The following is a 12,279-nucleotide window of genomic DNA, read 5'->3' on the forward strand; positions in this document are numbered from 1 at the left end:
TGGTACTGCAGGGGGGACCCTGTGGGAGAGTAGGACGCCGCCGAACAATTTTTGAGAAATCCCCCGTGCCGGACGGCACGGGGGATTTCTGCGTTCAGGGCCTTATTCGGGTGAGGGTGTCCGGCCCGGGTACTACGGTGACCTGCATGAGCTACGTCATTCGGTCCGTGCGCGCCGACGAGTGGGCCGCGGCGAGGCAACTGCGGCTACTGGCGCTGCGGGACCCGGTCGCACCCCTGGCGTTCCTGGAGACGTACGAGCAGGCCCTGGCGAAACCGGAGTCCTTCTGGCGGGAACGGACGGCCGGCGCCGCCGAGAAGGCGGAGCACGCACAGCAGATCATCGCCGAGGGACCGGACGGCGAATGGGTCGGGACCGTGACCGTGCTGGTCGAGGAGGCCGGCACGGAGGACTGGGCGGGATTCCCGGTCGAACAGCGGCAGGGGCACCTCGTCGGCGTGTTCGTACGGCCCGAGTGCCGGGGGATCGGGCTGACCGAGGTGCTGTTCGACGCCGCGCTGGAGTGGGCGTGGGACCGTGGGGTGGAACGGGTACGGCTCATCGTCCACGAGGACAACGGGCGGGCCCGTGCCTTCTACCGCCGGGCGGGATTCGAGCCCAGCGGCGTCGTCGTACCGATGACGGCCGATCCGGACAGCCGGGAGCTGGAGTTCGTACTGCGACGTCCCTAGGGCGGCCGTCGTACCGCGGTCAGACCGGGAGTTCCGTGTGGGGCCAGCGGGTGCGGGCCTGTTCGCGGGAGCGGAGGAGGGCCAGCGTGGGGAGACCGCGTTCCGGGCCCGTGGACAGGAGGTCCGGGAGCTGGGGGAGCGGAGCCACCGCCGCGACGTCGTCCAGGACCAGGGCCAGTGGTGGGTCGAGGCGACCGGAGGATGACCGTTCGGCCACGCGCCGGCCGCGCTCGACCACGCTGGAGACGAGGGCCGTGAGGAGCGGCATCGCGCCGGGGCTGGTCCTCGGGTCCTCGATGGATTCACCGACCACGTACAGCGTTCCCCCTTCGTTCACGAAGGAATCCAGGCCGAGCGCATCCGTTCGGTTGGGAGTACAGGCCTCGCGGATGTTCACCGTGGAGAGCGCCGACAGAGCACGGGCCGTCAGCTCCTGGGCGATGTCACGGCGTTCGGGATGGGAGGTGAGGGCCGCCTCCAGTTCGCCGGCCGCGCCGGGGGCCGCCTTCGGATTCGTACGGAGGGTGCGTACCGCCTCCTGGAGGCCGGTGCCCTGGGCCCAGCGGTGCACATGGCGGATGGTGCGGCCGTCGATGGCCGCGGCGTGCAGACAGCAGCGCAGCAGGGTCTCCGCGGTGTCGGTGACGGCCTGGCCCAGACGGGCCGTGGGACGCACGGGGGCCAGGAGGGCGGTCGCCCTCGCCGCGGCGGTGGTCCGGTCCTCACAGCCGGCGGTGGGGGACCAGTGGAGGCGGGCCGGGGTGTCGCACCGGTGCGTGGGGTCGTAGAGGAGGACCGGGCCCAGCTTGGACCGGGCGTCCTTGGTGGTGTGCCAGAGGTCGGGGGCCGACGTGACGACCAGGACGGGGCCCTCCGCGTCGCGCACGGCCTGCGCGGCGGTCGTGTGCCGGCCCTCCGGCGAGGCGAAGAGCACGCCCGTCTCCGGGCGTCGGGTCTCCCGCGCGGCGGGCCGTCCCGCCGTGGACAGGGAGGTGAGCGGGGTCCGGACCGGTTCCGGGCTCGGGGGCGGTGCCGGTGCCGTTCGCGGGGTCGGGACCTCGTGGTGGGCCGGCGTCTCCGGCGGTACCGGGGGTGCGACGGCCGCCGCCCTCCTCGCCCGTACCGCCCGCCAGCGCGCCACCGTCCCGATCACGAAGACCGTGAGGACGAACAGCAGCATGAGCTCGCCGATGAACAGGCCCCAGAAGAGCCCGTAGCCGGACAGGGCGGCGGGGTCCGCGTCCGGCCAGGCGCCCGCGAGGTCGTGGGGGCGGGCGACGAGGTGGCGCATCGCCAGGGGCGTGCGGGTGAAGGCGATGCCGGGGGGCCAGGAGCCGTGCGAGAGGACGGCCGCCAGCCCCGTGGCCGTCCACACCAGCAGGGTCATGCCGAGCAGGAACGCGAGGATGCCGACCAGAAGACCGTCGGGGATGCCGCCCTGGCCGTCGCGGCGCTCGTCACCGGCTCTCATGGCAGCGCACCCCCGACCTCACGCCACCGTGGACTCGGACGAGCCGTCCAAGTCGGCCAGGTGCTGTTCCATGAAGGCCGCCGCCCGCTGCTCCTGTTCGAGCTCGGCGGCGCGCAGGGCGTCGTCGTCGGCCAGGTCGGCCGACGACTCGGTCATCGCGCGGTCGGTGAAGACCAGGGGACGTTCACTCTCGGTGATCAGGTGTTTGACGACCTGGACGTTGCCGTTGACGTCCCAGACGGCGATGCCGGGGGTGAGCGTCGGGATGATCTCCACGGCCCAGCGCGGCAGGCCCAGCACCCGGCCCGTCGCCCTCGCCTCGTCCGCCTTCTGGGCGTAGATCGTCCGCGTGGAGGCCATCTTCAGGATCGCGGCCGCCTCCTTGGCCGCCGCTCCGTCCACGACGTCCGACAGGTGGTGCACGACGGCCACGAAGGACAGGCCCAGACGGCGGCCGAACTTCAGCAGCCGCTGGAAGAGCTGCGCCACGAACGGGCTGTTGATGATGTGCCAGGCCTCCTCGACGAGGAAGATGCGCTTCTTCCGGTCGGGGCGGATCCAGGTGTGCTCCAGCCACACGCCGACGATCGCCATCAGGATCGGCATGGCGATGGAGTTGCGGTCGATGTGGGACAGGTCGAACACGATCAGCGGGGCGTCCAGGTCGATGCCGACCGTCGTCGGGCCGTCGAACATGCCCCGCAGGTCACCGTCGACCAGACGGTCCAGGACCAGCGCCACGTCCAGGCCCCAGGCCCGTACGTCCTCTATGGCGACGTTCATCGCCTCCGCCGACTCCGGTTCCGGGTGGCGCAGCTGCTCGACGATGTCGGTGAGGACCGGCTGGCGTTCGACGATCGTCTCGTTGACGTAGGCGTGGGCGACCTTCAGGGCGAAGCCCGAGCGTTCGTCGAGGCCGTGGCCCATCGCGACCTCGATGATGGTGCGCAGAAGCGCCAGCTGGCCCGTCGTGGTGATCGACGGGTCCAGCGGGTTCAGACGGATGCCGTGGTCCAGGGCGGCCGTCGGGTCCAGGCGGATGGGCGTTATCCCCAGCGCCTCCGCGATGAGGTTCCACTCGCCGACGCCGTCCTCGCCCTGGGCGTCCAGGACGACGACCTGGCGGTCGCGGAACCGGAGCTGGCGCAGGACGTACGTCTTCTCCAGCGCCGACTTGCCGTTGCCGGACTCGCCGAGGACCAGCCAGTGCGGGGCCGGGAGCTGCTGGCCGTACAGCTGGAAGGGGTCGTAGATGTAGCCCTTGCCGGAGTAGACCTCGCGGCCGATGATCACACCCGAGTCGCCGAGGCCGGGGGCGGCGGTCGGGAGGTAGACCGCCTGGGCCTGGCCGGTCGAGGTGCGGACCGGCAGGCGCGTCGTCTCGACCTTGCCGAACAGGAAGGACGTGAAGGCGTCGGTGAGGACGGACATCGGGTCCCGCATGGAAAGCCCCTACCTTCGGATGCCGGTGGCGAACGGGAGTGTGTTCACGAAGGCGCGGTGGTGCTCGCGGTCGCACCACTCCAGCTTGAGGTACGACTTGCCGGCCGACGCCCTTATCGTCCGCTTGTCGCGGGCCAGGGCCTCGGGGGTGCGGGAGGAGACGGTGATGTAGCCGACCAGGTTGACGCCCGCCGCGCCGCTGGCCAGGTCCTCGCCGCGCTGGTCGAGGCGGGAGTGGGCGGCGACGTCGCGGGGGTCGACGGTGCGGTTCATCTTGGCGGCGCGGCTGGCCTCCGCCTCGTCGTTGGTCTTCTCGGTCAGCATGCGTTCGATGGCGACCTCGGTGGGTTCGAGGTCCATCGTCACGGCGACCGTGCGGATGACGTCCGGGGTGTGGACGAGGAGCGGGGCGAGGAAGTTCACGCCGACCGGGGTCATCGGCCACTCCTTGATCCAGGCGGTGGCGTGGCACCAGGGGGCGCGGGTCGACGACTCCCGGGTCTTGGCCTGGAGGAAGGTGGGCTCCATCGCGTCCAGTTCGGCCGGCCAGGCATTGCGCCGGGTCATGGCCTGGATGTGGTCGATGGGGTGGTCCGGGTCGTACATGGAGTGGACGAGGGAGGCGAGGCGGCTCTGGCCCAGCGGCTGGCGGACGCGGATGTCCGCCTCCTGGAGGCGGGAGCAGATGTCGGTCAGCTCGCGGGCCATGACGACGGCGAGGCCGGCGTCCCGGTCCAGCTTGCGGCCGTTCTGCGGGCGGGCCGCGCGGGCCATGGCGTGGGCCTCGGCGGCGAGCTCGCGGGTGTAGTGCATGCAGGCGACGAGGTAGGCGCGGTGCTGCTCGCTGCTGGTGGACACCATCGACTGGAGCTGGTCGTAGGACTGCTGGAGCCAGCCGGGCGCCTTGTCGTCGCCGCGCTGGGTGACGTCCTTGGCGTGGGCGTCGGGGTCGGCGGGCAGGGTGCGGGCGAGCATCTGCAGGCGGGTGACGAAGCCGTCGCCGTTGGCCACGTGCTTGAGCAGGGTGCCGAAGCGGTCGACGAGGGCCTCCTGGTCCTCGCTGTCGCGCAGGCCGACGCCCGGGCCCTCGATCTCGATCGCGGCCGTGACCGTGCGGCGGTCGGCGTGCAGGAGCACGGCGATCTCGTCGGGGCCGAAGGGGGCGGCCAGCCAGGTGATGCGGCCGATGCCGGGCGGCGGGCCGACCTCGATCTCCTGCCCGTCGATCCGGGTGCCGGCCTCCATGACGCCGGAGCGGTACGTGGTGCCCTGGCGCAGGGTGCGCTTGTAGCTGCGGTTGATCTCGAACCACTTGTAGAACGTGCGGTGCTTGTACGGCACGTAGACCACGGCCAGCGCGAGCATGGGGAAGCCGGCCAGCAGCACGATGCGCAGGGTGAGGAGGGGGACGAGGAGCCCGCACATCATGCCGAGGAACGCGCCGATGACGATGAGCGCGATCTCGCCGGTCTCGCGGTTGCGGCCGACGATCGCGTTCGGCCGGGCGCGGCCGATCAGATAGGTACGGCGGGGCGTGACCGTGTGGGACACATGGGCCACGTGGGCATCAGTCGTCAACGCCCTTCACCTCCCGGGCGGTTGTTGCTGCTGTTGCGGGTGTTGCTGGCGTGGGGCGTGTTGACCGGGCTGCCGGTGCGGGGCGGGGGCGCGGCGGTGGGGACGGATCCGCCGCCCGTGTTCGGGGTGCGCGAGCTGTGCGCGGCGACGCCGCCGGCGGTCTGGTGGGCCGGGCGGGGGCCGCCGGAGGACGCACCGCCACCGTTGCTGTCGGCTCGGGTGCTGTGCGTCTTGATGCCCTGGGCGACGAGGGTCGCCGGGGAGCTGATGACGGCGGCGGCCTTGCCTTCCGCGCCCTGCATGAGGCGGTTGTTGCGCGAGCCGGCGATCTCGTCGCCGAAGCCGGGGACGAAGCGGTAGATCATCGCGCTGGCGAAGATGGCGAGCAGGATGATGGCGAGGCCGGAGACGACGGCGGAGAAGGCGTCCGGGCCGTCGTCGGCGGAGAGCGCGCCGGCGAGGCCGAGGACGATCACGATGACCGGTTTGACCAGGATGACCGCGATCATGATGCCCGCCCAGCGGCGGACGTGGCTCCACAGGTTCTTGTCGACCAGGCCGGCGTAGACGACCGTGCCGAGCAGGGCGCCGACGTAGAGGAGCGCGGCCCGGATGACCAGCTCCAGCCAGAGCACGCCGGCGGCGAGGATGGAGACCAGGGAGACCACGATCAGCATGATCGGGCCGCCGCCGATGTCCTCGCCCTTTGCCAGGGCGGCGGAGAAGGTGCCGAAGAACGTGTCGGTCTGGTCGCCGGTGGTCTTCGCCAGGACGTCCGTGATGCCGTCGGTGGCCGACACGACCGTGTAGAGGATCAGCGGGGTGAAGGCGGAGGCGAGCACCGTGAGCCACAGGAAGCCGACGGCTTCGCCGATGGCGGTGGTCACCGGGACCCCGCGGACCGCCCGCTTGGCCACGGCCAGCAGCCACAGGAGGAGGGTCAGGACCGTCGACGCGGCGAAGACGACCGCGTACTGCTGGAGGAATTTGGGGTTGGTGAAGTCGACGTTCGCGGTGTCCTGGACGGCGTCGCTGAGCTTGTCGACGGTCCAGGCGGCGGCTTCGGCGCAGCCCTTGGCGAGGGAGGAGAGGGGGTCGGTGGTGTCGGTGAGGGGGGTGGTGGTGCCAGAGGAGGTGTCCCCCCTCTGGCAATACTCCTCCGCGGGACCGCGGATCAGGTCGCAGGTGCTGTCGCTGGGAGAGGGGGACGCCGACGGCGATGCCGACGGAGAGGGGCTCGGGTCGGGCGACGGCGCGGCGAAGGCGCGGGCCGTGAGAAGCACCGATGTGGTCTGAACGGCGGCCACGGCGGCCGTCAGCTTCAGCGAGAGGTGCTTAGCGCGCATAGGTGAACCCTCCGTACTCCTCGACGGCCTTCGTCATGTCGTCGGCGGTGGAGGCCTTCTGGTCGCGCCCGATCGGAACGGGCCCGTCCTTCTGCTGGAAGTCGGTGACCTTCCAGTCATCGTTGATCCACTTGAGCTGGTAGGTGGTGGTGTACCAGCTCTGGGACACGGGATTGGTCGAGGCTTCGCCCGAGAGACCGAAGAGCGAGGTGTACCAGACCTCTACGGTGGCCGCGTCCTCGCTGGAAGCTGTGACCTTGGACCCCACAGGGACGATCCGCGAGACGAAGGTCTGGCCGTCCGGGGCGGTGCCGTCCTTGTTCAGGCCGATATTGCCCAGGAACGTCTCGTCCGAGTAGGCGGTGTCCAGGGCAGACCGCCGGGCCTCGGCGACGGCGGGCGCGTACACGGTGTCGACGATCTCGCGTCGCCGCTCGGAGTCGAACATCCCCGCTGAGCCCAGGGCGACGCAGTAATTGGCCGCCGCGCTCTGCGCACCTTGCTCATCGCGCGTGTACCCCGTCGGGATGCCCGCGCTCTTCGTCTGGACCGGCTTCGTCCCGCTCGCGGCCGTGGTCGACGTCTTCGGCTGGTCGCCCTTGCTCGTCGCGGAGGACGATGAGGAATCGTCTCCTCCGCGGTTGGCGATGGCGATCGCGGCGATGAGGAGGACGACGACGGCGACGACCGTCACCAGGCCGCGCGAGGAGGAGCGGCCGGGACGGCGGGCGCCGCCGTAGGGGTCGGCGTCGGGCAGGCGGACACGGGTGCCCGCGGGTTCGCCGTAGTCGTGGTCGTCGCCGGGACTCATACCGCGTACGCCCCCTCGCTGCCGTACCGGAACGCGTAGTAGTACGACGGTAGCCGTGCTGGTTCCCGCGCGGGCGCGGTGTGGTGACTCGACATCAGGGAAACGCAACCTCAGCCGGTGGGCACGACGGGTGGGTGGGGTGGAGAGGCCCGGGCGTGCCCGGACGGGACGGGGGAGACCCGGGACGGCTAGACGGCCATGCCGTACACGATCGTGAACAGCGTGCCGAGTGAGCCGATGATGAAGACGCCCGTCAGGCCCGCGATGATGAGGCCCTTGCCCTGTTCCGCGCTGAAGGTGTCCCGCAGGGCGGTGGCACCGATGCGTTGCTTGGCCGCGCCCCAGATGGCGATGCCGAGGCAGAGCAGGATGGCGACCGCCATCACGACCTCGATCATCACCTTGGCCTCGTTGCCCAGGCTGCCGAAGGGCCCCCAGTCCGGAGCGATCCCGCCGATGATGGTGTTGATGTCTCCCTTGTCGGCCGCAAAGAGCATGTAAGTCACCGCCCCTGGTGGGTAGTTCCGCAGTCGGTCCCCTGCGGTGTGCAGAGGTCAGCCTCATTCTCGCCGACAATGCCGCCGTCGTATGTCGACTTGGCGTCATTGATGGGCGGGATTCGTACGAATAGCTCGTACGGTCACTCTGTGTATCACGGCAGGTCACGCCGGGCAATGAGCTCGGTGCGGAACCTGGTGTGTGGTTCCGTCGTTGTCCCACTTCACGGCCCTGTTCCCGTCCTGACGGCCAGTCGGGTGAGAGACCCGTCACGATGGTCTCATGCCGCCCCGTGACGGACGCGTCAGTACTCCGTCTCGACGCCCTCCACGAAGTGGTCGAACTCGCCCGCCTGCACCCCGAGGACGAACGCGTCCCACTTGCGGCGGTTCGTGGTGACGACGTTCTCCGGGTCGCTGGTCTCGCGGAGGTAGACGGGGGCCTCGCCGCCGTCGCCGTCGCCGAAGGCGATCTCGATCCAGGGGCCGGGACCGGTCGCCTCCGGCGGGGCGGCGCGGATCCAGGTGAGGTCGGACGGGACGTCAGACATGGGGTGTCCTTCTTGGGAGTGGAGAGGAGGGCGTGGAGACTTCCATGCCCACGGTAACCCCGCCCCTCGACGGCGAGGTCGGGCACGGGCGACCTGTTGTGGGCCGAGTGCCGGGGGCCCATTGAACTGACCCGTGTGGCATGGTCGTTCGGTGGACGTACTGAGGGCTCACGATCCGGCACGGATAGGTGTGTACACCCTGCTCGCCCGGCTCGGCGCGGGCGGCATGGGGCAGGTCTACCTCGGCCGCTCACCTGGCGGACGGCTCGTCGCCATCAAGGTCATCCGGGACGAGATCACCGACCATCCGGAGGCGCTGGCGCGGTTCCGGCGGGAGGTGGAGACGGTCCGGGCGGTGCGCAGCGCTTATACGGCGAACCTGATCGACGCCGCGCTGGACGCGCCCCCGTACTGGCTGGCGACCGAATACATCCCGGGGCCCACCTTGAGCAAGGCGGTGGCGGCGCGGGGACCGTTGCCCGCCGAGACGTGCCGTGCGCTGCTCGCGGCGCTGGCGGAAGGGCTCTCGGCGGTGCACGCGCAGGGCGTCACCCACCGGGATCTCAAACCGCAGAACGTGATCCTTGCGGCCCAGGGTCCCCAGCTCATCGACTTCGGGATCGCCCGCAGCGCGGCGCAGACAGCACTCACCGAGGCGGGGGTCGCGCCCGGCACGCCCGGCTTCACCGCACCCGAGGTACTGCTGCAAAACGAGGTCGGCCCTGCCGCCGACGTCTTCGCCCTCGGTGCGACGCTCGCCTACGCGGCGACCGGCCGGCCACCCTTCGGGCACGGGGATCCGGCGGGGGTGAGCTTTCGCGCCGTGCACGAAGCGATCGACATCGTCGACGTGGAGCCGCAGTTGGCCGCACTCGTCGAGTGGTGCGTGGCCAAGAATCCAGGGTCACGTCCCGGCCTCGCCGACGTGATCGTACGCTGCGGGGTGCGAACGGCGCTCGTCGAGGACACGTCCTACGGAGGACTGGCCGCACTGGGCGAGGCGGTCCCGTCGATGTCCACGGTCCCGCCCCCGCCACTCCCTCCTCCGGCCCACAGGCCGCTCGGCCCGCACGACATGCCCACGGCCACTGCCCCCAGCGGCAACGGCTACACACCCACCCACGTGACCCAGCCGTCGCCGGCCACCCGTCCTCGGCGCGGGAAGCCCTGGCTGATCGCCGGTGCGGCCGGACTGGCCGTCGTGGTGGGCGCCGTCGCCGCACTCGTCCTGCTGCCCGGCACAGGTGACGGCAACGGCGGTGACGGCAAGAACGACGAGGCCGGCCCGGGGACCACCTCGGCGGCGGCCACCACGGCCCGCAGTGACGAGGCGGAACTCCAGCCGCCCGCCTACGTGGAGCAGACCAACCCGTCCCGCGACTGGTGGACCGCCGACCCGAATGCGGAGGACGGGGAAGGGGCGTGCGGGCTGCCGGCGGAGGAACGCAACGAGTACTTCCAGGCCTCGATCTCGGCGGCGGACTCCGACGCCGCCTACACGGCGGGCAAGGTCCGGATCGGAATCCGGATCAGCTACACCACTCCCCAGTCCGGCCCGTATTACGTCTCCGTGTCCGTGAAGCCCCCGCACGCGATCGACGCGGACACCGGCAAGCCCATCGAGGGCGTGCCCCAGGCGAACCTGGACCTGGGATACATCAGCAAGCCCGTCGAGATGGGCTACGAATGGGTGGAGCTGACGTACCCCGACGACTTCCAGCAGACGGTGGAGGGAAAGAAGTACAGCGACGCGATCCCCGTCGCGAACGACCCCGGCGACTGGACGGTGCTCTTCCTCCATGTCCAAGGGACCAGGCAGTACGCCAGTATTGACTGCCGCGGGTTCGTCTCGCAGTAGCGCACACGACAGCAACTGGTTCGGAATCGGCCGGTAAACCGCGCCGCGGTGGGGGAGGGTTGAGGCGTGCGAAAAGTTTGGGTGATCGGCGGAGCCGCGGTCGGGCTCGGGCTGAGCTTCGTGATGCTGCTCGTCGTCGGCGTGTACGTCGTGGCCGGGAATCTCGTCAACGGCGTCGGGCAGGGGAGTGTCGGACTGGCCAAGGGGGCTGTGCCGTCGGCCTATCAGACGCTTGTCCAGAAGTGGGGAAACCTCTGCCCCTCCCTCAACCCGGCCCTTCTGGCGGCGCAGTTGTACCAAGAGAGCGGATGGGATCCGGACGTCGTGAGTCACGCCGACGCCCGCGGTATCGCCCAGTTCATCCCCAGCACCTGGGCCACGCAGGGCATCGACGGCGACGGGGACGGGGACCGTGACATCTGGGACCCGAATGACGCGATCCCGTCGGCCGCGTCGTACGACTGCGCGCTCGCGCAGGACGTGCAGGACGTACCAGGCGACACCACCGACAACATGCTCGCGGCCTACAACGCGGGCCCCTACCGCGTCATCCGCGCGGGCGGAGTCCCGGCGATCAGCGAGACGCAGAACTACGTCAAGACGATCCGCACGCTGGAGAAGAGCTTCGCCGCCCCCGTCACCCGAGTGGACCCCTCCGAGCAGGCTGCCGGGGCCATCTACTTCGCGCAGAAGAAGCTCGGGACGCCGTATCTGTGGGGTGGGAACGGTACGGCTGACCAGGGGGGACGGTTCGACTGTTCGGGGTTGACCAAGGCGGCGTACGAGAGCGTGGGGATCACGTTGCCGCGGGTGGCGAACGACCAGTACAACGCCGGGCCGCACCCGGCGCGGGACGAACTGCTGCCGGGCGACCTGGTGTTCTTCTCGACCGATCTCAACAACTCGCGGGCCATCGACCACGTGGGGATCTACGTCGGGGGCGGGTACATGATCGACGCGCCGCACACGGGGGCCGTCATCCGGTTCGACCCGATCGACACCCGCAAGTACTTCGGGGCCACCCGGGTGACCGAAGATGGCGCGAAAGCGCTCCCCACGACGGTCTGAACCGGCCGGTAACGCCCCTTCTGAGCTGCGAAGACGTATCTCTCTTCGATAACGTCTGCGTGATCATTCGGTGGAGAGCGGAACGTATTCAGGGGGGCTGTGCGTTCCTGTTGACGTAGCCGAGCCATGCCTGAGACTGAACACACCGGCGGAAGCGGATCTACACACCACGGGGGTGGGTACGAGCGGCGCGCGTGAGGCGCGCCGGGCACGACACGACGAAGGGGCCGCAGCACCATGGCTGGACTCGCCGCATCCGGGTCGAACCCCGACGTCGACCTGCTCTACGACATCAACGGCCTCGCCCAGGAGGCCCCGCACTGGCTGGACCGGGTCGTCGAGTTCGTCGGCGAGTACGGGCTCCTGCTGGCCATGGTCCTGCTGGTGCTGTGGTGCTGGTGGACGGTGCGCAGACGGCCCGGCTCCGCGGAGGAGGCCGCCGCGTCCGTGGCGGCGCTGGTGTGGGTGCCGTTGGCCGCGGGGGTCGCGGTGCTGGTGAACGTGCCGATACGCGGCTTCGTGGAGCGGCCCCGGCCGTTCCTCGATCACCAGGGGCTGGAGGTGCTGATATCCGGCAAGACCGACTACTCCTTCGTCAGCGACCACGCCACGATCACCATGGCGATGGGCGTCGCGCTGTTCGTCACCAACCGGAAGTTCGGGCTGGTGGGCATAGCCATCGGTCTGCTGGAGGGGTTCTGCCGGGTCTACATGGGCGTGCACTACCCGACCGACGTGGTCGGCGGCTTCGCGCTCGGCACGGCCGTGGCGCTGCTGCTGTCCCCGGTGGCCTCGATGCTGCTGACGCCCGTGCTGCGGGCGGTGGAGCGGTCGCCCCGGGTGGGATGGGTGGTCCGGAGCCGCTCCGCGCGCGAGGCGGGCGGCGGTGCGCAGGTGTCGGGGGCCCGGGTGGAGGAGACGGCGAGCGAGGAGCGGGATCTCGCCGCGTGAGGCCGCGCCTCAC

The 12,279-nt window shown here is 70.4% G+C and carries 11 protein-coding genes; 4 read left to right on the forward strand and 7 right to left on the reverse strand.

Going from position 1 to position 12,279, the window contains the following annotated elements; genetic code table 11:
- Positions 1 to 146 precede the first annotated feature (146 nt).
- Complete coding sequence (locus tag ACIP67_RS17220) at positions 147 to 692, forward strand: GNAT family N-acetyltransferase (protein ID WP_401692541.1); 546 nt, start codon at positions 147 to 149, stop codon at positions 690 to 692.
- Positions 693 to 711: 19 nt separating this feature from the next.
- On the opposite strand, the gene ACIP67_RS17225 is transcribed toward ACIP67_RS17220, so the two are convergent.
- The 7 genes from ACIP67_RS17225 to ACIP67_RS17255 form a co-directional block, all read right to left on the reverse strand.
- Complete coding sequence (locus ACIP67_RS17225) at positions 712 to 2,163, reverse strand: type IV secretory system conjugative DNA transfer family protein (protein ID WP_401692543.1); 1,452 nt, start codon at positions 2,161 to 2,163, stop codon at positions 712 to 714.
- Between the two features lie 18 nt (positions 2,164 to 2,181).
- Complete coding sequence (locus ACIP67_RS17230; RefSeq protein ID WP_401692545.1) at positions 2,182 to 3,606, reverse strand: ATP-binding protein; 1,425 nt, start codon at positions 3,604 to 3,606, stop codon at positions 2,182 to 2,184.
- Positions 3,607 to 3,615: 9 nt separating this feature from the next.
- Positions 3,616 to 5,166: an SCO6880 family protein gene (locus ACIP67_RS17235; RefSeq protein ID WP_401692908.1), complete on the reverse strand. Its 1,551-nt coding sequence runs from the start codon at positions 5,164 to 5,166 to the stop codon at positions 3,616 to 3,618.
- 14 nt (positions 5,167 to 5,180) lie between these two features.
- Complete coding sequence (locus tag ACIP67_RS17240; protein WP_401692547.1) at positions 5,181 to 6,530, reverse strand: hypothetical protein; 1,350 nt, start codon at positions 6,528 to 6,530, stop codon at positions 5,181 to 5,183.
- Positions 6,520 to 7,341 (reverse strand): hypothetical protein, encoded by an 822-nt coding sequence (locus ACIP67_RS17245; RefSeq protein WP_401692548.1) that lies wholly within the window; start codon positions 7,339 to 7,341, stop codon positions 6,520 to 6,522. Before ACIP67_RS17245 ends, ACIP67_RS17240 begins: the two co-directional genes overlap by 11 nt.
- Before the next feature lie 188 nt (positions 7,342 to 7,529).
- Positions 7,530 to 7,838 carry a hypothetical protein gene (locus tag ACIP67_RS17250; RefSeq protein WP_003991275.1) on the reverse strand — a complete coding sequence of 103 codons (309 nt, stop codon included), beginning with the start codon at positions 7,836 to 7,838 and terminating at the stop codon, positions 7,530 to 7,532.
- 305 nt (positions 7,839 to 8,143) lie between these two features.
- Positions 8,144 to 8,389, reverse strand: a complete 246-nt coding sequence (locus ACIP67_RS17255) for a DUF397 domain-containing protein (RefSeq protein WP_401692549.1) — start codon at positions 8,387 to 8,389, stop codon at positions 8,144 to 8,146.
- Between the two features lie 151 nt (positions 8,390 to 8,540).
- Here ACIP67_RS17255 and ACIP67_RS17260 point away from each other — a divergent pair, with 151 nt between their 5' ends.
- From ACIP67_RS17260 to ACIP67_RS17270, 3 genes are all read left to right on the forward strand, one after another.
- Positions 8,541 to 10,247: a serine/threonine-protein kinase gene (locus ACIP67_RS17260; protein ID WP_401692550.1), complete on the forward strand. Its 1,707-nt coding sequence runs from the start codon at positions 8,541 to 8,543 to the stop codon at positions 10,245 to 10,247.
- A gap of 123 nt (positions 10,248 to 10,370) precedes the next feature.
- Positions 10,371 to 11,315: an NlpC/P60 family protein gene (locus ACIP67_RS17265; RefSeq protein WP_401692910.1), complete on the forward strand. Its 945-nt coding sequence runs from the start codon at positions 10,371 to 10,373 to the stop codon at positions 11,313 to 11,315.
- 237 nt (positions 11,316 to 11,552) lie between these two features.
- Positions 11,553 to 12,266 carry a phosphatase PAP2 family protein gene (locus ACIP67_RS17270; RefSeq protein ID WP_401692551.1) on the forward strand — a complete coding sequence of 238 codons (714 nt, stop codon included), beginning with the start codon at positions 11,553 to 11,555 and terminating at the stop codon, positions 12,264 to 12,266.
- Positions 12,267 to 12,279 lie beyond the last annotated feature (13 nt).

The organism is Streptomyces sp. NPDC088812 (assembly GCF_044750285.1).
Lineage (GTDB): Bacteria > Actinomycetota > Actinomycetes > Streptomycetales > Streptomycetaceae > Streptomyces.

What these genes read in the sequence shown, in the direction of transcription:
- ACIP67_RS17220 (WP_401692541.1), top strand. Translation starts at nt 147, where the DNA reads ATGAGCTACGTCATTCGGTCCGTGCGCGCCGACGAGTGGGCCGCGGCG.
- ACIP67_RS17225 (WP_401692543.1), bottom strand. Translation starts at nt 2,163, where the DNA reads ATGAGAGCCGGTGACGAGCGCCGCGACGGCCAGGGCGGCATCCCCGAC.
- ACIP67_RS17230 (WP_401692545.1), bottom strand. Translation starts at nt 3,606, where the DNA reads ATGCGGGACCCGATGTCCGTCCTCACCGACGCCTTCACGTCCTTCCTG.
- ACIP67_RS17240 (WP_401692547.1), bottom strand. Translation starts at nt 6,530, where the DNA reads ATGCGCGCTAAGCACCTCTCGCTGAAGCTGACGGCCGCCGTGGCCGCC.
- ACIP67_RS17245 (WP_401692548.1), bottom strand. Translation starts at nt 7,341, where the DNA reads ATGAGTCCCGGCGACGACCACGACTACGGCGAACCCGCGGGCACCCGT.
- ACIP67_RS17250 (WP_003991275.1), bottom strand. Translation starts at nt 7,838, where the DNA reads ATGCTCTTTGCGGCCGACAAGGGAGACATCAACACCATCATCGGCGGG.
- ACIP67_RS17255 (WP_401692549.1), bottom strand. Translation starts at nt 8,389, where the DNA reads ATGTCTGACGTCCCGTCCGACCTCACCTGGATCCGCGCCGCCCCGCCG.
- ACIP67_RS17265 (WP_401692910.1), top strand. Translation starts at nt 10,371, where the DNA reads ATGCTGCTCGTCGTCGGCGTGTACGTCGTGGCCGGGAATCTCGTCAAC.
- ACIP67_RS17270 (WP_401692551.1), top strand. Translation starts at nt 11,553, where the DNA reads ATGGCTGGACTCGCCGCATCCGGGTCGAACCCCGACGTCGACCTGCTC.